The following is an 18,537-nucleotide window of genomic DNA, read 5'->3' as shown; positions in this document are numbered from 1 at the left end:
TGGACCGCGCCAACGAAAACCCGGCCGCCGGCAGGGGCCGGGACCGGGCAAACATGTGGCCGCATCCTCCGGCCACCGGGCTTGGCGTTAAAACCCGCAAACCACGCGTGGGTTCCCTGACGCGGGCTGTGATCAGGCGACCAGACGATAGCCGCCGGATTCGGTCACCAGCAGCCGCGCGTTCGAGGGATCGGGCTCGATCTTCTGGCGCAGGCGATAGATATGGGTCTCCAGCGTATGCGTGGTCACACCCGCATTATAGCCCCAGACCTCGTGCAGCAGCACATCGCGCGGCACCACCCCGTCCTGAGCGCGGTAAAGGAACTTCAGGATATTGGTTTCCTTTTCCGTCAGGCGGATCTTGCGGTCCTTGGCGTCGATCAGCATCTTCATCGCCGGCTTGAACGTATAGGGACCAAGCTGGAAGATCGCGTCCTCGGACTGCTCATGCGTGCGCAGCTGCGCACGCAGCCGGGCCAGCAGGACCGGGAACTTGAACGGCTTGGTGATATAGTCGTTCGCACCCGAGTCGAGGCCAAGGATCGTGTCGGCATCGGTGTCATGTCCGGTCAGCATGACGACAGGGCATTTGACCCCCTGCTTGCGCAGGCGCTTGCACAGCTCGCGCCCGTCGGTATCAGGCAGGCCGACATCCAGCACCACAAGGTCAAAGATCGCGCCTTTGGTCTTTTCGACCGCCTCGTGGCCCGAACCGGCCTCGAACACCTCGAAATCCTCGGTGGCGACCAATTGCTCGGCCAGCGCCTCGCGCAGGTCCTCTTCGTCATCAACCAACAGGATCTTTTTCAGTCCGGCCATTCTTGCCTCCTATGGCGTTATGGCGGAAAACTGCGGCGGGGCGCGGTATGCGTCCAGCGGTTTGCAGCAATTCTCACATGGAGTTGTCGGAAATCCGTCCTATGTTTCAGATTGTTTCAACCAAGCTGGCCCGATGACCCTTATCCCGACCCTGACCGAAACACTTTCGCGCGCCCGCGCCGATCTGCGCATCGGCCTGCCGGTGATCATCGGCAGCCAGCTTGTCGCTGCGGTCGAAACGCTGCGCCCCGACCGGCTGGAGACGATGCGCGCCCTTGGGCCTGCGGTTCTGGCGATCACCGAACCGCGCGCCAGAACGCTGAAGGTACGGGTCTATGACCGGGATCTTGCACGGATCGAGGTGCCGCCGGATGCCGGTCTGGCGTGGCTCAGGGCCGTGGCCGATCCGGCTGGCGATCTGATGACGCCGATGAAAGGCCCCTTTCGCAGCCCCCGCGACGGTCAGGTGGACGCCCATCGCGCCGGGATCGCGCTGGCGAAATCTGCCCAGCTTTTACCCGCCGTTCTGGTCGTGCCGGTCCCCGAGCCACCCGAGGGGCTGACGCGCCTTTCGCCCGGTCCGGCGCTTGCACAGATGGCAACCGAGGCAGTGATGGCACCTGTCGCCGACGCCCGCCTGCCCCTGCTTTCGGCCGAAAATTCCCGCCTGCATATCTTTCGCCCCGACAATGGCGAGGCAGAACATTACGCGGTCGAGATCGGCGCCCCTTCGCGTGCCAAACCGGTGCTGACGCGGCTGCATTCAGCCTGTTTCACCGGCGATGTGCTGGGCAGCCTGAAATGTGACTGCGGACCTCAGCTGCATGCCGCGCTGACCGCCATGGGTCAGGCCGGCGAGGGCGTATTGCTATATCTTAACCAGGAGGGGCGCGGCATCGGCCTTGCCAACAAAATGCGCGCCTATTCTTTGCAAAATCAGGGATTTGACACGGTCGAGGCCAATCACCGCCTTGGCTTTGAGGATGATGAACGCGATTTTCGTATCGGCGCGGGCATCCTTAGAAAGATGGGCTTTTCCTCGGTCCGGCTGATGACCAACAACCCCAAAAAGGTCGCCATGCTGGAAAGTCACGGCATCAGCGTAGCCGAGCGTGTGCCGCTGATCACGCCCCGGAACCGCCACAATACGGCCTATCTTGATGTCAAAGCCGCGAAATCGGGTCATCTGCTGTGAGGCTGCTGCTGACGCCGATGGGATTGCGTGCAGGGTCGCGGGTCATTCCCTGCTCGGTCGGGCGCGGAGGCATCCGGGCCGACAAGCGCGAAGGAGACGGAGCCACCCCCACCGGCCGGCATCGGATCGTCGGGCTGCTTTATCGCCCCGACCGGCTGCCCCCGCCCAATGGCTGGGCGCGGCCTATCGTGCCGGGGGATCTGTGGTGCGACGCATCAGGCCATCCGGCCTATAATCATCCGGTCCGCGCACCTTTCGCCCCCAGTCATGAGGCGATGCGGCGGCCTGATCCGCTGTACGATATCGTGCTGATCACTGACTGGAACTGGCCCGATGCCCGACCCGGCAGGGGTTCGGCGATCTTTCTGCACCAATGGCGGCGGCCGGGCTTCCCGACCGCCGGTTGCATTGCCATGGCGCGGCGCGACCTGATCTGGCTGGCCTCGGCCGTCACGCCCGGCGATGTGCTGGAAATTCCCGCCCTTCCGCGTTGGCCGGCGCGCAAACGCGCCAGCCGACACGACAAGGACTGATGCGGCCTACTGGGCCGTGTAGCCGCCATCCACCAGATGATAGCTGCCAGAGATGAAGCTGGCGCGGTCGGACAGCAAAAAGACAACCAGGCTTGCCACCTCTTCCGCGCGGCCAAGCCGGCCGATGGGATGGCGGGCGATCATCGCCTGCCTGACCTCCTGATCCATGTGGGACAGCAGCGCGGTGTCGATAAAGCCCGGGCCAACCGCGTTCACGCGGACGCCCTTGGACGAATATTCCAGCGCCGCGTTCTTGGTCATACCGACAACGGCGTGCTTGGCCGACACATAGGCACCGGCCCCCTGAAACCCGACCGAACCGAGGATCGAGGCCATGTTCACAATCGCGCCTCCGCCAGCTTCCAGAATGGCCGGGATGCCGTAGCGCATGCCGTAAAACACCGCGTTCAGGTTGATGTCGATGACCTTTTTCCAGCCATCCAGCGGGTAGTCGCCAGTCGGTTCGACAGGACCGCTGATGCCGGCATTGTTCACCAGAAGATGCAGCCCGCCCAGCTTTTTGGCAGCCTCGACAGCTTTGCGGACCTGTTCCGGGTCCGAGACATCGCCCACTACGGCCTCGGCCTTGCCGCCAGCCGCAATGATCTTGCCGGCGGTGGCACGGGCAGATTCCTCGTGCAGGTCGGTGACGACTACGGTCGCCCCCGAAGCGCCAAGCTCCAGCGCAATCGCTTCGCCCAGTCCCGAACCGGCCCCGGTAACAAGCGCGACCTTACCATCAAAACGAATATCCATTGCTGTTCTCCTGCGCTTATTAGTTAACCATCGTACTTGCCGCCGGGTGCGCAGTCCCGCAGCAGATCGTATAAATGCGGCAATTTCAAAAAGACTTTCCCGACCTAAAGAGGCCCGGTCTGCCACAAGCGGATCTTTAACCCGCCATGAGCAATATAGGGTCCCGGCTCGTAGAATGGTAGTCCCGTGGCCCGGGCAAGGGCGGCATCGCTGGTCACAAGTCCGATACGCCAGCCGGAAAAACGCTCGCGCAGCACCTCGCCCAAGGCGGCGTGCAGACCGAACAGCGGCCCCTTGTTTCCGATGCGGGCGCCATAAGGCGGATTGATGATGACCAGGCCGGGCGGACCTTCTGGTCGCTGCAAATCGCTGATTGGCAGATTCTCGAATTGGGTCCAGCTTTCCAGCCCGGCGCGACCCGCGTTTTCGCGACTCATACGGATCGCCCCTGCATCACGGTCACTGCCGTGATAGCGGATCGCTGCGGGCGCAGGCGGAATGGCGGGGGCGGCGCGCATACGTTCCCACAACTGCGCGTCAAAGCCGGGCAGTTGTTCAAAGGCGAAATGCCGCATCCGGCCGGGGGCAAGACCTGCCGCGATCTCAGCCGCCTCGATGACAAATGTGCCCGAGCCGCACATCGGGTCCAGCACCGGCTCGGCCCCGTTAAAGCCGCACAGACGCAAGAACATCGCCGCCATGGTTTCGCGCATCGGAGCTTTGCCGACCGCCTGCTTATGGCCGCGCCGGTGCAGCGACTCGCCCGAGGTGTCAAGGCTGAGGGTGCAAAGGTCGTCCTCGATCCGGACCTTTAGCGTGACCGGCGCGTCCTCGGCGATCGGCGCACCGATACTGTCACGTATGGCGGCCTCGATCCGTTGGATGATTGCGCCAGCGTGATAGATGCGGGATTTGCGGCTGGTGGCCTCGATCCGCACCGGCACGTCCGGGCGCAGCCAGTCGGCCCAGGGAAAGCGGCGCGCCCGTTTGTCCAGCTGCGCCGGATGCATGGCGCGAAACGCACCGATGCGTGCCAGCACCCGCGTCGCGCCGCGAATTTTCAGGTTCGCGCGCCAGACCTCAGGCCAGCCGCCGGTAAAAGTCACACCGCCGGGCTGGATCCGGGTATCAAACCCAAGCTCGCGCGCCTCGGCGGCCAATGGCTCTTCCAGCCCCGGAGTGGCGACCAGAAATATCTCCATCCGCCCCGGATCAGCGGCAAGTGGCGCGGGTTCGGGCTGCGGTCGGGGTGCAGTTTTGGGTGCGGTTTTGGGGGTGCGGGGCTTCATCGGGGTCCGGCAAGCGAAAGGCCCCGCATCATGCGTCGGCGCGGGGGCGAAGGCAACCGCACCAATTATCCCCTGATTGGGGACAGTGTTCCCCGATTGCCGCCATTTCATGCCATCATGGCTAAGCCTATCTTAGCACCAACCCAGATAACGGAGACCTCAAATGGCTACCAGTGATGCCCCCATTCAGGTCAGCCGCGTGGCGCTGATCGTCAACGACCTCGACCGTGTCGGGGATTACTACCGCTCGGTCATCGGGCTTGAGCGTATCTCTGGCAGCAGCAAAGAGACGGTGCTTGGTGCCGCGGGCCTGCCTTTGGTCGAGTTGCGCCAGGACCGAGCCGCCCGCCACCGCCCGCGCGAGGCCGGGTTGTTCCACACCGCCTTTCTTTTGCCGGACCGCGCCGCTTTGGGTCGCTGGCTGCGGCATGTGGCGGAACTGGGGATCACGCTGGACGGTGCTTCGGACCATCTGGTCAGCGAGGCGATCTATCTGCGTGACCCGGAAGGCAACGGGATCGAGATCTATGCAGACCGCCCCCGTGACAGCTGGCAGCACACCGGCAGCGGGGTGCAGATGGATACCATCCCGCTGGACCTGCAGGGTCTGCTGCGTGCAGCAAACGGCCCCTGGACCGGCGCGCCCGAAGGCAGCGTCGTCGGCCATGTCCACCTGCAAGTCGGCGACGTGGCCGAGGCCGAGCGCTTCTACATGGACCAGCTTGGCATGGACCGTATGGCCCATATGCCCGGAGCAAGCTTCTTTGCCACCGGTGGCTATCACCACCATCTGGCCGGCAATATCTGGCACAGCCGTGGCGCCGGGCTGCGCAGCGCCGATTCCACCGGCCTGGCTGAGGTAGTGCTGGCCGCCGACCCGGATCGGTTGCAGGCCCTTGGGGCCGAGACCTTCCGCGATCCCTGGGGTACGGCGATCCGGATCGAGCCCAAGGGCAAAGCCGCCTAACCGGGCAGCCACACCCCGTTCTTGCGGGCAAAGCGCAGATGCTCGGGCGGGCGAAAGCCCTGCTCGGTCATCGGGGCAACGTGACGCTCGACCAGCAGGTCGGGGCCAGAAAACTCCAGCACGGCAAATTCGTTCTGGCGATCTCCGGGCCGGTCGCACAGGGCAGTGCCGGCCTGCACTTGCAGGACCGGCCTGCCGCCCGGCCCCAGAAACGCCCCGATCGCCCACAGATGCAGATGGCCGGTCAAAACCAGCTGGACGCCCGCGCGCTCAAACCGCTCCAGCGCCGGTTCGGCCCCGTGCATCAGCGCCTTGTCGACCTGCGGACGCTGCTGCATCGGGTGGTGCAGGGCAACGATATTGACGCAGCCCGGATCAAGCGCATTGATCACCCGGCCAACCTGAGCGGACGAGATGATGCCCCGCTGCCATGCCATCGGATCAACGCTGTTCACCCCCTGAACACGTACCTGACCGACGCTGCCGATGGGTTCAAGGTTTTCGGCAATCGTCTCGCGCCAGCGGCGATAGGGACGCATCATCCGCTCGGTCAGACGAAACAGGGGGATGTCGTGATTGCCGGGCACCGCCATAAGCGGAGCCTCGATCCGGCGCAGAAAAGCGGCCGCCTGCGCAAATTGCGCCGAGCGGCCCCGATGGGTCAGATCGCCGGTCACCACCACCAGATCGGCGCGCGCAGCATTGACCCGGTCAAGCAGCGGCTCGACCAGCGACCTGCGTTCAAGCCCGAAATGCAGGTCGGAAAGATGCAGGATCCGCGTCATTCCGCGTCCTGCCCCTTGCTTTCCGCCGGGACCAGAACCTTCAGCGCGCCATGACGCACCCGCACCTGAAAGGGCGAATCCATCCAGGTCTTTTCGCCGTCATGGGCAACATATTCGTGGCGGGGCACGGTCTCGATCTGGAATTCCTCGGCACAAATCAGGTCGAAATCGGCATAACGCGCCGTCTTGCCCAATGCGAGCCGCAGGGCCGAACGCACCAAAGGCCCCGGTCGCCGCGCCCGCGCCACCAGCAGCGCAAGCTGGCCGCGGCGCACGCTATCGGCACCCTCAAGCAGCCCAAAGCTATCCAGTTGATAGGCGCTTTTTGCCACAAAGGCCAAGGCCGTGGCCAAACGCTGTTCCTTACCATTCGCCCGGACGGTCAGGTGCAGGGGGCGGCGCAGGTTCCACAGCGCCGCCACCGCCGACCAATAGGCCGCGATCCGCGAACGGCCCCAGCGGCGATAGACGCTTTCACGGTGCTTGAGAATCTCCGGATAGGCACCGAAGCTGACATTGTTAAGAAAAACCATACCGTTCATCTCGCCGATATCGACGGGACGCACACGGGGGGCATCAAAGATCCTCAGCGCCTCTTCCACCGTTTCACCCGAGCCAAGATCGCGGGCAAAATAATTGAAGGTCCCTCCCGGGATCACCGCCATGACGGCATTACTGCCCGCAACCGCCCCGGCGACGGCGGATTGCGTGCCGTCACCCCCTGCGGCAATGATCAGGTCAAAGCCCTTTTCCACCGCACGACGCGCGGCGGCAGGCAGGTCCTCGCCCCTGGCGGTACGGATATCCAGTGCCGCAACACGGCCAGCCAACGCCTCGCGCAGTGCGCCTGCGATATCGCCGCCTGCCTTGCGGCCCGAACCCATATTCACAATTGCGCAAACGCGCGCCGTGGACAGCTCGAACGCTGCATCGGGACCCGTGCCGGTGATGTCGTTCTCTTGCGTGCTCATGTCCCGGAACCTCTGAAAACGCTGACCGGTTCCACATGCCCAGACCCGGAGCGGGCAGCATTTTGCCTGCGACGATATACCTGATCTTTTTACTTGCCTTTCCTGGGGCGCTTTGACAGATTGCGCCCGGGCAGCCAAGGCGGGGTCCCAATCCCTTCCACGCCCCGCGTGACCGCCGGGACCGCGGCGGCGCGCCACCCGTGTTGGTGCAAATCTGTGCAGGAGAGTTCTGCCCCGAAAGATCTGACCGCAGCATGGCTCATGACTGCGTGCCCCGCATCATGGGTAATCGACCCAGTTCAACGGACGATGCCCGCCAAGAAAAATTGAGATGGAACATGAACATCCGCCTGTCCGAGGCGCCGAACGAGACAGCGGCGCCAGTGCCTGAACCGGCTCTTTTTGGTTTCGATGGCCCTGCGGGCTGTATCCTTGGCCGGGGTCCAGCGCGGCGGCTGGAGCCGGGAAATGCCGCAACCCTGCAATCGCGAATCTCGGCTGCGCTGGCGGCGGCAGCGCCAGATGACCTGATCGGCGGCAGCCTGCCCTTTGACCGCGAGGCCGATGATTGCCTGTGGCAATGCGCCCGCGCCGATACCCCCGCCCCCACGGGCATCGCTCCGCAGGGTCTGCCGCTGGTGGATTGGCAACTGCGTGCCGAACCCTCGGCACAGGTTTATGCCGCCAGCGTCGCCCGCGCCCTTGATATCATGGAGCAAGAGGCAGGCAGCGCCGATGCGCTGGCCAAGATCGTGCTGGCACGCACCCTGCTGGTCGAAGCGCCAGCCCCGATCCCGGTCGAGGCGCTGATGTCGCGGCTGCATGCCGACCGCAGCGTGACGGCATTTCGTGTGGCCCTGCCCTCGGGGCCCGATCACCCGCAAGGCCGGATGCTTTGCGGGGCGACGCCCGAACTGCTGATTGAAAAGCGGGGCCGGCAGATCGCCTCGCATCCTCTGGCAGGCTCGGCCCGCAGGCTGACCGATCCGGTCGCCGACCGCGCCGCCGCCGAGGCTCTCGCCCAATCGGACAAGGATCACCGCGAACACGCGCTGGTCGTCGAATCGATTCTCGACACCCTTGCCCCGCATTGCCGCGAACTGGGCTGTCCCGAGGGCACGCGCGTCACCTCGACCCGCAGCATGTGGCATCTGGGCACGCGGATCGAGGGGCGGCTCAGGGATGACAGCACGCCCTCGGTCCTTCTGGCCTCGGCCCTGCATCCGACGCCTGCGGTCTGCGGCATGCCCATGGCGCGGGCGGCGGATCTGATCCGCAAGCTTGAACCCGTGGCACGGGATTTCTATGCCGGTGCGGTCGGCTGGTGCGACGCAAACGGAGACGGTGCATGGTATGTCGCCATCCGCTGCGCCGAAATCAGCGGTCGGCAGGCACGGCTTTACGCGGGTGCCGGGATCGTTCCCGGCTCTGACCCGATGGCCGAAGCCGCCGAAACTGGCGCGAAATTCGGCGCGTTCTTGGCCGCATTGGGCCTGCCACAGGATGCAGGTCTGGCCGGGGTCGCCCGCAGGAACGGAGAGAACTGATGGCCCTGCCCGGCATCGCCCCCTACGCCCCTCTGGCCGAGGCCGAGCTGCCCTGCCCGCGCGGCCCCTGGCAGCCCCGGCGCGACCGGCTGGCGCTGCTGGTTCATGACATGCAGCGCTATTTCTGCCGCATCTACCCCGAGGGTCAGCCGATCACCCCTGTGGTCGAAAACATCGCCCATCTGATCAGTGCTGCCCGCGCGGCGGGCGTGCCGGTGTTTTATACCGCGCAGAAAGGCAATCAGTTCCGCCCGGATCGCGGGTTGCAGGCCGATCTGTGGGGACCGGGGATGAGCGCGACCCCCGAACACGAAGAAATCCTGCCCGAGCTTGCCCCGGCTGGGGGCGATATCGTTCTGGTCAAGCACCGCTACAGCGCCTTTCAACGCTCGAACCTTGAAACCCTGATGCGGGCGCGGGGACGCGACCAGTTGATGATCTGCGGCGTCTATGCCCATATCGGCTGCCTCGCCACCGCCGTCGAAGCCTTCCAGCGCGATATCGAGGCCTTTACCGTCGCCGATGCGCAGGCCGATTTCTCGCGCGAGCGGCTGGGGATGGCGATGGACTGGATCGCTGCCACCTGCGGCGTGCCGATGTCCACCCGGCAGGCGCTGGAAGCATTGCAGGAACAAGGGTGAAATCATGCGCTTGACCGGATTTGAGGGAAAGACCGCGATCGTCACTGGCGCGGCGGGCGGTATCGGCCGTGCCGTCGTGCGCGCTCTGCTTGACGCAGGCGCAACAGTCGTCGCCACCGATACCGAGGCCGCGCTGGCCAGCAATCCCGTACCGGGGGTCGAGAACCGCGTGCTTGATGTGCGCGACAGCGCGGCAGCCGAGACGCTGGTAACCGAGGTCGAGGCGGCGCATGGCCCCTTGGGCCTTGGCGTCCATGCGGCAGGCGTGCTGGCCATCGGACCGCTGCTGGATCTGCCGGTTGAGGAATGGGAACGGGTGATCAATGTCAACGCCCGCGGCACCTTCAACGTCACCCGCGCCTTTGGCCGGGCGATGGTGCGCAATGGCGGCGGCTCGATCGTCGCCGTCAGTTCGAACGCTGCGGGGATTCCGCGCCTGAACATGGGCGTCTATGCGGCCTCGAAAGCGGCGGCGACCATGCTGATCCGCTGTCTGGGGCTTGAGCTTGCCGCACAGGGTGTGCGCTGCAATATCGTGGCCCCCGGCTCGACCCTGACGCCGATGCAGACCGGCATGTGGACCGAGGACGGCGGCGCGGGCGAGCGTGCGGTGATCGAAGGCAGCCTTGAGGCCTATCGCACCGGCATCCCGCTAAGGAAACTGGCGACGCCCGAGGACATCGCCAGTGCTGTCATGTTCATGCTGTCGGATCAGGCGGGCCATGTCACCATGGCCGACATTTACGTCGATGGCGGGGCGACGCTGCGCGCCTGATAGCCCCGCCCGCCCTGGCCTATAGCCGCGACGAAATCAGCGCCCACCAGTTATCCAAAGACGGTTCGCGGGCCAGTTCTTCGAAACTGGCCTCGATACCCATCTGCTTCAGCTCTGACGAAAAGGTCATTACCGCGATGGAATCGAGCCCGTAGAGGACGAGGTTCTCGGCAGGGTCGATCTCGCAATCGTCCTCGATCATCTTCCGGACCCGGGCGGCCAGCCATTCGGGGCTCAGGTCGGTCTTTTCGGCAATTTCCATCATCGGTCCTTTCAGGCGGCGGTTTCGGCCACGAGGCTGTCGCGCAGGCGGCGCTTGTCGATCTTGCCCACCGCCGTCAGCGGCAGTTCGGGCACAAAGCGGAAACGGTCGGGCAGCTTGTATTCTGCCACGCCCAGTTCCAGCAGATGCCGGCGCAGCGCCGGGGGCGACAGTTTCCCGGCCCCGTCACGCAGAACGAGGAAAGCGCAGCTTTTCTCGCCCAGATGCGCGTCGGGGGCGGCGACCAGCGCCGCGTGGGTGATGTCGGGATGGCGCACCAACAGGTTCTCGATCTCTTCGGCCGCGATCTTTTCGCCGCCGCGGTTGATCTGGTCCTTGATCCGGCCGACCACGCGCAGATTGCCGCCCTGTCGCACCACAACATCACCCGAGTGATAGAACCCCTCGGCGTCAAAGGCTTTGGCGTTGTGTTCGGGGGCGCGGTAATAGCCCCGGAACGTATAGGGGCCACGCGTTGCCAGCGCACCCGGGGTGCCTTCGGGGACCTGATTGCCGTCCTCGTCCAGAATGCGCACCTCGTCATCGGGGCTGATCGGGCGGCCCTGAGTGGTAAAGATCACCTCTTCGGGATCGGTCAGCCGGGTGTAGTTCACCAGCCCCTCAGCCATGCCGAAAACCTGCTGCAGGCGACAGCCAAGCAGTTCGGGCACCCGCCGCGCCATGGCCTCGGCAAAGCTGGCGCCCCCGACCAGCATCAGGTCCAGACTGTCCAGCCCGGCGCGGCGCGAAGGCTCTTCTTCGACCGCGCGCAGCCACAGCGCCACGGCAGGCGGGACCAGCGGCACCATCGTCACCCGTTCACACGCCACGATGTCAAAACAGGTCAGCGGATCGGGGTTCGGCGCCATGACCACCGTGCCCCCGGCATGGAACACCCCCAGCGCGCCGGGCGAGCTCATCGGAAAGTTATGCCCCGCCGGCAGCGCACAAAGAAAGCGCGTGGCAGAGGTGACACCGCTGATCTCGACGCTGGCACGGATGCTGTAATCATAGTCGTTATGGGTGCGCGGGATCAGCTTGGGCGTACCGGTACTGCCGCCCGAAAGCTGGAAAAAGGCGACCTGATCGGCTGGGGTCGGCCCCACACCTTGGGGCAGATCACCGCCAAAGGTCAGCCAATGGGCAAGGCTACGCTGCGGGTCGTCCTCTTCCAACAGCAACAGATGGACGACACCACCCGCACGCAGCTCATCGGCAAAGGCATCGTCGCGGAACAGCTCATGCCCGCGCGAGGCGATGACAAGCCGCGGCGAGATCTGGCGGACATATTCGGCAAGCTCCAGCCGGCGATGGCTGAAAAGCGCATTCACCGGCACCACGCCGATTCGCAGCAGGGCAAAGAATACGACGTAGAATTCAGCCACGTTCGGCAGCTGCACCACCGCCGTATCACCATGGCCAAGTCCCTGCGCCGCCAGCCGGGCGGCAAGGTTGCGCGACAGTCGATCCAGACCGGCATAACTGAAACGCCGGTCACCGCAGACCAGCGCCTCGGCCTCGGGGTTGGCGGCCAGTTGCGCGTCCAGAATGTGGGTCAGCGGCTGGTCGATCCAGTAACCGGCCTCGCGATAGCGCTGCGCGAGGTCCTGAGGCCAAGGGCTGAATTCAATCATCGGGATACCTGTCCTGACAGCAAAGACCCGCCACAGGCGCCCACGGCACCTTGACGGAGATCAATAGTTGAGTATTTTTATCTTGCTTTCTCTCTCGAAGCAAGCCAGCAGCGCCCTCGCCCCCCGGGGGCGTAACAAAGCCAGCCTCATTCAGGTCAATAACAGCACGTCCGGCAACAGGGACAGGACTTAATGACGCATCATCTGCCCGAGGGGCTTTGGCTGCCTCTGACCCTGGCTCAACTGGATTTCTGGGAAGAGTTCCGGCTGCATCCTGGCGAAGCGGTTTCGACCGTCGCCCATGCGGTCGAACTGGGCGGCGTCGCCCAACCCGACGCGCTGATTCAGGCGATCCGGACGACAATCGCTGAAACCGACATCATGGCGCTGCGCTTTGCACTGGGCAGCGATGGCCAACCAGTGCAGCGGGTTGATCCCGCCTACCGGCCAGAACTGCGCGTCCTTGACCTGACAGAGAGGGCGGATGCACGCGAGCACGCCTTTGCGTTGATGCAGGCCGATGTCGAGGCCCCGCTGAACCTTATGGAGCAACCGATTGCCGCACAGTGGCTGATCCGGCTGGCCGAGGGGCATTACCTCTGGTTCAACCGCGGCCATCACATTGCGCTGGACGGCTATGCGATGAGCCTGATCGAACAGCGATGCGCCCGGCTTTATGCTGCGGCACTTGGCGGTGCCGATGCCGGAGCCCCCCTGCGCCCGCTTGCCGATTATCTGAACGAAGAGCTGGATTACCGCGCCAGCCCACGCCACGCCGCAGATGGCCACCACTGGGCCGAGGTGCTGGCAAATGAACCGCGCCCGCGCGTGCTGCGTAAAGGTTCGGAAAATTACCCGACCGAGGCGCTGTCGGTCATGCACGACCTGTCGGACCTGCACCCGGCACTGATGCAGCAGGCACAGTCGGTCCAGATGGGCTGGCCCGATCTGCTGACCGTGCTTTGTTCAGCCTGGACCGCGCTGTGCCTGACCGATGCTTCGGCCCAGCGGCTGCGCGATGGCGAGGGTCGAATCTCGATGCCGGTCTGGCTGCCTTATATGAGCCGGATGGGCAGCGTCAGCATCTCGGTCCCGGCGCTGGTGGTGAACATCCTGCCCTTTGACGTGACGTTGCACGAGGCCGAACCCTTATCCGAGGCGCTGGCCCGGCTGGGCACACGGCTGCGCAAGCTGCGCCGCCATGGACGCTATCGCATCGAACAGATCGCCGGGGACTGGGGTATGGAGCCGCGCAGCCGGTTCTTCTTTTCCCCGCTGATCAACGTTTTGCCCTTTGACGAGCCGCGCTTTGCCGGATGCGAAACAACCAGACATGTGCTGTCGAATGGCCCCGGCGACGGTTTCAACATCACCATTCGTGGCGATGGCGAAGCGCGGGGGTTGGATCTGTTGATCGAGGCCGATCCGACCCTGACTCCACCCGCCGATTTCGCGCGCCTCTCGGCAGCACTGCCGCACTTTCTGGCACTGGCGGCTGCACCGGAAAGCCTGTCGCGCCCGCTGGCAAAACTGGCGTCCTGGCAGCCCTAGCCGCGCGAGGTGGGGGCAAGGCGGGTACCATGCCGCTCTGCGCCGGTAGGGATAAAGAACCGGCTGGTACAGCCTTGCTCATCGCGCACCGCCAGTCCCGAGGGGTGGTGCGGCAGCAGCTCAAAATCCGCGCATAACCGATAGCTGCGCGGTCCTGTCACCTCATAGCGATAGGGTTCGCCCGTAAAGGGATCGGCCAGCTGCACCTGCCAGTCACATTGCGGCGTGATCTGCAATTCCTCGGGCAGACGGTTGCCGTTTTCGCGCGCAAGGCAGCCGACAAGGCGACTGAGATGGGCGATATCGCTTTCACGTTGGCGGTCGCGCCGCTCTTTGCGGGCCTGAGCGGGACCTCCGGTCAGCACCAGGCCGACTATGATGGCAAAGGCGGCCAAAAGCGCGATGGCAATGGCGACCCGGCCCTTAATCATCCAGCTCATCCCGGTAATAGGCAAAGACCAGCGCAGCAACCCCCGCCACCAGCACCGCCTTGGCGGCAAAGCGCAGGGTCAGATCGCCGTTCAGCAGCGCAAATATGGCAAGGACTCCATCGCCCAGAAACACCAACGCAACAACCAGCAGCGTCAGTGAGGCGAACCATTTGCGCACCAGCGAGCGGCGCTTGCCGGCGTCGCCGACACTCATCCGCGCCACCTTGCGGTTCAGCCCCAGAAACAGCGGCACAAAGGCGATCAGCGAGGCGATGGACCACCGCACCGAACTGTCCCAGCCGTAATGCGGGCCGTCGAACGGGTCGGGAATCAGCCAGTCGATCAGGACTGCCCCAAGTTGGCAAAGGTGCCAGACGATCACGCCCAGCGACAGAAACAACAGGCCATATAGCAGCGCCTCTTGCGCCGAGGCATAGGGGCGCGGCCGCGGCACGGGCGGCAGGCCGGGCACCGAAGCCCAGCTTTCCAGCGCCTCTTCGATCTCGGGTGCGGACCAGCCGGCAGCGGCAAGCGCATGGGCGATACCGTCGCGGTCCCCACCCTGTGCAAGCGCGTGCTGGACAAACTCCGAGAGCTGGTCGGACGGTTTCATCGGCCCCTCCCCATTCCTGGCGTCGCACCTTTCGGCAAGGCGCGGCTGCGGTCAAGTCGTTACGATCACAGGGCCTTTGCGGGTCCTTTGTGAAAAATTTTCGGCAGGCCGCTTTTTCCCTCTTGCATCCCCCTGCGCGGTCCCATAAATGCCGCCTCACCGAAGGCGAAGCGCCATCGGAACGGAGTGCGGGCGTAGCTCAGGGGTAGAGCATTACCTTGCCAAGGTAAGGGTCGTGAGTTCGAATCTCATCGCCCGCTCCAAAATTTTCCTTCGGGAATGGCGAAAAGCGGCCTCCGGGCCGCTTTCGGCGTTTCCGGTCCCAGCACAAAGCGCTCATCGCAAAGCCCGCCGCCACACCGCAAAGTCAGCGCGTTGCTGACAGGTCTTCCTGCCTCTGGTCATTTTCCGGGAATCAGGGCTAGTATGGTGGAGAGGTTGCCCCGGCAACAGCATCCGGGACAGACGTCAGGAACACGCTGCCGCGCTTTGCGTCCCCTCCACCCCTGCATCGCGGCCAGCCCAAGCGTGAGGTGATCATGCCGGCTCTGGAAACTTTGATCGAACGAAAACTTCAGCAACTCCCGGTCCCTCTGGCGGTGCGCCTGCCCTCGGGCCGGCGGCTGGGTCCGCAGGATGCACGCGTAACCATCGCCTTTCAGGACGTGACTTCTTTGGCGCTGCTTGCCTCGGCTAAGCTGGGGCGGCTCGGGGATGAGATCGTGCGCGGGCGCGCCCGGATCGAGGGCTCGATGCGCGATCTGATGCGGGTCGTCGCCGCGCTGATACCCCAGGAGGGGCAGATGATTCGCCCCAACGCCTGGCAGCGGCTGATCAATCGCCTGAACTCTGTCCTGCGCCACAGCCGCGAACGCGACGCCCACCAGATTCGCGCCCATTACGATGTGTCGGACGAATTCTATGCCCTGTGGCTGGACCCGCGACGGGTCTATTCCTGCGCCTATTTCGCCGATCCGCAGATGACACTGGCCGATGCGCAAGAGGCGAAACTGGACCTGATCTGCCGCAAGCTGGACCTGCGCCCCGGCGAGCGTTTCGTTGATATCGGCGCAGGCTGGGGCGGGCTGCTGATGCATGCGGCGCGTCATTACGGCGTCGACGCAACCGGCATCACCCTGTCGCAGAATCAGTTCGACCATGTCAGCCGCCTGATTGCCGACGAAGGCTTGGGCGATCGCGTGCGCATCCTGCTGTGCGACTATCGCGACCTGACGCCAGACCGGCCCTTTGACAAGCTGGCCTCGGTCGGAATGTTCGAACATGTCGGCCGCGCCAATCTGGGTCTTTACAGCCAGACCCTGCGCCGGCTGCTGAGGCCGGGCGGCATGGCGCTGAACCACGGCATCGCCGCCTCGGGTCTGGACGACGCGATGGTCGGCGGCGGCCTTGGCGATTTCATCGAGAAATATATCTTCCCGGGCGGTGAGCTGGTGCATGTCAGCCAGGCGATCCGCAGCCTGTCGCAAGCCGGGCTTGAAATGGTCGATACCGAAAACCTGCGCCCGCACTACGCCCGGACCCTTTGGGCCTGGTCCGACGCGCTTGAGGCGCGGCTGCCCGAGGCCGAGCAGGTGCTGGCCCGCTCGATGCCCCCTGACCGCGCCGCCGAAGTTCTGCAGGCCTACAGGCTGTACCTTGCGGGCTGCGCCCTGGCCTTTGAGCAAGGCTGGGTGGCGCTTTACCAGATCCTGATGACCCATCCCGATCAGGGGCAGGTAACGCCCGATCTGCCCGGCGCGCATTCCGCCTATCCCTTCCGCCGCAACTATATCTATCAGCCCGCAGGATCAGAGAAGGAGGCCTGGCGCAACAGTGCCGAATGACCCTCTGGAAAACCAGCTCCGCACGGCGTAGTTAACGGTAACATAAGCCCGGATGGGCTAAAGACCTGTAACCTCCATTGTCCGGAAAAGCGCCGGGCGATGCCAAGCGGAACGGAGCGGAACCGTCATGACACAGGCACGAATCGGCCTTATCGGCCTTGGGACGATGGGCGCGGCGCTGGCGTTGAACATCGCCGAAAAAGGCTTTCCCATCGTGGTGTGGAACCGCACCACCGAGGTCACCCGCCGTTTTCACGCCGAAGCCGAGGCTCTGGCCGAACGCGTCATCCCGACCGAAAGCCTGGCCGATCTGGTCGCCGCCATCGCCCCGCCGCGCGCCATCATCCTGATGGTCCCCGCCGGTCAGGCCGTCGATGACCAGATCGCTGCGCTGGCCCCGTTGCTTGACCCCGAAGATCTGGTGATCGACGCCGGGAACGCCAATTTCCATGACACCAACCGCCGCGCCGCTGCCGGTCTGCCGATGCGCTTTCTTGGCATGGGTGTCTCGGGCGGCGAAGAGGGCGCGCGTCACGGACCGGCCATCATGGGCGGGGGTGCCCGCGCCGACTGGGATCGCGTTGCCCCGATCATGGAGGCCATCGCCGCCCGCGCCGAGGACGGCACCCCCTGCGCGACCTGGATGGGCGAGGCTGGCGCCGGCCATTTCGTCAAGACCGTGCATAACGGCATCGAATATGCCGATATGCAGATGATCGCCGAAATCTATGGACTGATGCGTGACGGGATGGCGATGCCCGCCCCAGGCATTGGCGAAGCCTTTGCCACATGGAATCAGGGGCCGCTGAAGTCCTATCTGATCGAGATCTCGGCCGCCGTTTCTCGCGCTGCTGATCCGTTGACGGGCGCGCCGATGCTCGACGTGATTCTGGATGCTGCCGGGCAAAAGGGCACCGGCCGCTGGACCGCGATCGAGGCGCAGCATCTGGCCGCACCGATCCCGGTAATCGACGCGGCTGTGATGGCACGCAACGTCTCGGCCCGCGTCACAGAACGTAAGGCCGGCGAGGCGCGTTTCGGTGCCGGTCTCCAGCCGCTGGATCTGGCCCTGACCGAGCTTGAGGCCGCGCTGATTGCAGGCAAGATCCTGTGCTATGCGCAGGGTTTCGCGATGATCGAGGCCGCTGGCCGGGCCTTTGGCTGGCAACTCGACTTGCCGGGGATTGCACGGGTCTGGCGCGCTGGCTGCATCATCCGCTCGGCCATGCTCAACGACATGGCGGCTGCCCTGGCCGAAGACCCGTCGCGCAACCTCGTACTCGCGCCCTTCTTTGCGCAGCGGCTTGAGGCAACGATCCCCGCATTGCGCCGTGTGGTGGCAACCGCCCTGCTGAACGGTCACGGCGTGCCCGCGTTGGCAGCTGGCCTTGGCTGGTTCGACCTGATGCGCACCGGCTGTGGCACCGCGAACATGATCCAGGCGCAGCGCGACTTCTTTGGTGCCCACGGCTTTGACAGGCTGGACGGTCAGGACAGCCACCACGGACCGTGGGGTAAGACGAGCTAGGCCGGATCGGACATTCACCGCATCCGGGGCATAGCGGCAACGAGATAAACGAAGCCCCGGAAGGTGAACGGCTCTTCGGTCGTATCGAGAGGCGAAGCGGCGGAAGAGCTTCATCTGGCTGAAGCAACGTCCGATGTGGTTGCGACGCGCACAGGCGCGCTCATTGTGTGGAATGATGATTTTACGCAAGCCGTTTGACGGGATGACCGCTTCGGCTCCGATGCCGGCAATGATTTGCCGCCAGGCGTTGCTGTAGGCTTTATCGGCCAGCACGAGATCACCGCTCTGTCGCTGCGGGAGGGACGAGGCCTGCGTAATCTCGCCAACCAGGCCGGTCGTTATGATGAACCGCGACGGTCTGCCCAGAGCATCGGCCAGCATGTGGATCCTGATGGT

The 18,537-nt window shown here is 64.7% G+C and carries 18 protein-coding genes and 1 tRNA gene; 10 read left to right on the top strand and 9 right to left on the bottom strand.

Annotation, left to right across the window (positions count from 1 at the left end; genetic code table 11):
• Window positions 1–132 precede the first annotated feature (132 nt).
• Complete coding sequence (locus tag PARACOCCUSGL_RS0113775) at window positions 133–819, bottom strand: response regulator transcription factor (protein ID WP_010397653.1); 687 nt, start codon at window positions 817–819, stop codon at window positions 133–135.
• Between the two features lie 133 nt (window positions 820–952).
• On the opposite strand from PARACOCCUSGL_RS0113775, the gene ribA reads away from it, so the two are divergent.
• Both ribA and PARACOCCUSGL_RS0113765 read left to right on the top strand, forming a co-directional pair.
• A complete protein-coding gene (gene ribA / locus PARACOCCUSGL_RS0113770) occupies window positions 953–2,014 on the top strand; it encodes a GTP cyclohydrolase II (protein WP_010397650.1) in 1,062 nt (353 codons plus the stop codon).
• A gap of 17 nt (window positions 2,015–2,031) precedes the next feature.
• Complete coding sequence (locus PARACOCCUSGL_RS0113765; protein ID WP_138918354.1) at window positions 2,032–2,547, top strand: L,D-transpeptidase; 516 nt, start codon at window positions 2,032–2,034, stop codon at window positions 2,545–2,547.
• Window positions 2,548–2,553: 6 nt separating this feature from the next.
• Here the strand turns inward: PARACOCCUSGL_RS0113765 and PARACOCCUSGL_RS0113760 are convergent, their stop codons facing one another.
• Together PARACOCCUSGL_RS0113760 and PARACOCCUSGL_RS0113755 are read right to left on the bottom strand one after the other, a co-directional pair.
• Window positions 2,554–3,303, bottom strand: a complete 750-nt coding sequence (locus PARACOCCUSGL_RS0113760; RefSeq protein ID WP_010397645.1) for an SDR family NAD(P)-dependent oxidoreductase — start codon at window positions 3,301–3,303, stop codon at window positions 2,554–2,556.
• Between the two features lie 104 nt (window positions 3,304–3,407).
• A complete protein-coding gene (locus PARACOCCUSGL_RS0113755; RefSeq protein ID WP_138918353.1) occupies window positions 3,408–4,592 on the bottom strand; it encodes a class I SAM-dependent RNA methyltransferase in 1,185 nt (394 codons plus the stop codon).
• A 163-nt stretch (window positions 4,593–4,755) separates the two neighbouring features.
• On the opposite strand from PARACOCCUSGL_RS0113755, the gene PARACOCCUSGL_RS0113750 reads away from it, so the two are divergent.
• Window positions 4,756–5,559, top strand: a complete 804-nt coding sequence (locus PARACOCCUSGL_RS0113750; RefSeq protein ID WP_010397641.1) for a VOC family protein — start codon at window positions 4,756–4,758, stop codon at window positions 5,557–5,559.
• On the opposite strand, the gene PARACOCCUSGL_RS0113745 is transcribed toward PARACOCCUSGL_RS0113750, so the two are convergent.
• The gene (locus tag PARACOCCUSGL_RS0113745) at window positions 5,556–6,344 is read right to left on the bottom strand and encodes a metallophosphoesterase (RefSeq protein ID WP_010397638.1); all 789 of its coding nucleotides are present in this window, start codon (window positions 6,342–6,344) and stop codon (window positions 5,556–5,558) included. The two genes, PARACOCCUSGL_RS0113750 and PARACOCCUSGL_RS0113745, sit on opposite strands and share 4 nt — an antisense overlap.
• On the bottom strand, window positions 6,341–7,315 hold the full coding sequence (locus PARACOCCUSGL_RS0113740; RefSeq protein ID WP_010397636.1) for a diacylglycerol kinase family protein: 975 nt from the start codon (window positions 7,313–7,315) through the stop codon (window positions 6,341–6,343). The genes PARACOCCUSGL_RS0113745 and PARACOCCUSGL_RS0113740 overlap by 4 nt, the downstream gene beginning before the upstream one ends.
• A 338-nt stretch (window positions 7,316–7,653) precedes the next feature.
• Between PARACOCCUSGL_RS0113740 and PARACOCCUSGL_RS0113735 the strand changes: the two genes are divergently transcribed.
• Genes PARACOCCUSGL_RS0113735 through PARACOCCUSGL_RS0113725 form a run of 3 tightly spaced genes read left to right on the top strand, consistent with a single transcriptional unit; the run spans window position 7,654 to window position 10,278 of the window.
• Window positions 7,654–8,862, top strand: coding sequence for an isochorismate synthase MenF (locus PARACOCCUSGL_RS0113735; RefSeq protein WP_010397634.1), 1,209 nt, complete (start codon window positions 7,654–7,656; stop codon window positions 8,860–8,862).
• The gene (locus PARACOCCUSGL_RS0113730; protein WP_010397632.1) at window positions 8,862–9,503 is read left to right on the top strand and encodes an isochorismatase family protein; all 642 of its coding nucleotides are present in this window, start codon (window positions 8,862–8,864) and stop codon (window positions 9,501–9,503) included. Before PARACOCCUSGL_RS0113735 ends, PARACOCCUSGL_RS0113730 begins: the two co-directional genes overlap by 1 nt.
• A gap of 4 nt (window positions 9,504–9,507) precedes the next feature.
• Window positions 9,508–10,278, top strand: coding sequence for a 2,3-dihydro-2,3-dihydroxybenzoate dehydrogenase (locus tag PARACOCCUSGL_RS0113725; RefSeq protein WP_010397630.1), 771 nt, complete (start codon window positions 9,508–9,510; stop codon window positions 10,276–10,278).
• A gap of 19 nt (window positions 10,279–10,297) precedes the next feature.
• Here the strand turns inward: PARACOCCUSGL_RS0113725 and PARACOCCUSGL_RS0113720 are convergent, their stop codons facing one another.
• A complete protein-coding gene (locus PARACOCCUSGL_RS0113720) occupies window positions 10,298–10,540 on the bottom strand; it encodes a phosphopantetheine-binding protein (RefSeq protein WP_227493394.1) in 243 nt (80 codons plus the stop codon).
• A gap of 11 nt (window positions 10,541–10,551) precedes the next feature.
• Complete coding sequence (locus PARACOCCUSGL_RS0113715) at window positions 10,552–12,174, bottom strand: (2,3-dihydroxybenzoyl)adenylate synthase (protein ID WP_010397625.1); 1,623 nt, start codon at window positions 12,172–12,174, stop codon at window positions 10,552–10,554.
• A gap of 192 nt (window positions 12,175–12,366) precedes the next feature.
• On the opposite strand from PARACOCCUSGL_RS0113715, the gene PARACOCCUSGL_RS0113710 reads away from it, so the two are divergent.
• A complete protein-coding gene (locus PARACOCCUSGL_RS0113710; RefSeq protein WP_010397623.1) occupies window positions 12,367–13,725 on the top strand; it encodes a condensation domain-containing protein in 1,359 nt (452 codons plus the stop codon).
• On the opposite strand, the gene PARACOCCUSGL_RS0113705 is transcribed toward PARACOCCUSGL_RS0113710, so the two are convergent.
• Entirely contained in the window at window positions 13,722–14,156 is a 435-nt protein-coding gene (locus PARACOCCUSGL_RS0113705; protein ID WP_010397620.1) for a hypothetical protein, read from the bottom strand. The two genes, PARACOCCUSGL_RS0113710 and PARACOCCUSGL_RS0113705, sit on opposite strands and share 4 nt — an antisense overlap.
• Window positions 14,149–14,769: a DUF5671 domain-containing protein gene (locus tag PARACOCCUSGL_RS0113700; RefSeq protein ID WP_010397618.1), complete on the bottom strand. Its 621-nt coding sequence runs from the start codon at window positions 14,767–14,769 to the stop codon at window positions 14,149–14,151. Before PARACOCCUSGL_RS0113700 ends, PARACOCCUSGL_RS0113705 begins: the two co-directional genes overlap by 8 nt.
• 188 nt (window positions 14,770–14,957) lie before the next feature.
• Between PARACOCCUSGL_RS0113700 and PARACOCCUSGL_RS0113695 the strand changes: the two genes are divergently transcribed.
• From PARACOCCUSGL_RS0113695 to gndA, 3 genes are all read left to right on the top strand, one after another.
• Window positions 14,958–15,032, top strand: a tRNA-Gly gene (locus tag PARACOCCUSGL_RS0113695).
• A 276-nt stretch (window positions 15,033–15,308) separates the two neighbouring features.
• Window positions 15,309–16,613, top strand: a complete 1,305-nt coding sequence (locus PARACOCCUSGL_RS0113690; RefSeq protein ID WP_010397616.1) for a class I SAM-dependent methyltransferase — start codon at window positions 15,309–15,311, stop codon at window positions 16,611–16,613.
• 127 nt (window positions 16,614–16,740) lie between these two features.
• Entirely contained in the window at window positions 16,741–18,141 is a 1,401-nt protein-coding gene (gene gndA, locus PARACOCCUSGL_RS0113685; RefSeq protein WP_010397615.1) for an NADP-dependent phosphogluconate dehydrogenase, read from the top strand.
• The last annotated feature ends 396 nt before the right edge of the window (window positions 18,142–18,537 follow it).

This window comes from Paracoccus sp. TRP, assembly GCF_000185925.1.
Taxonomy (GTDB): Bacteria; Pseudomonadota; Alphaproteobacteria; order Rhodobacterales; family Rhodobacteraceae; genus Paracoccus; species Paracoccus kondratievae.
Note: the sequence above shows the minus strand (reverse complement) of the source record. Positions and strands in the feature narration are given on the sequence as shown.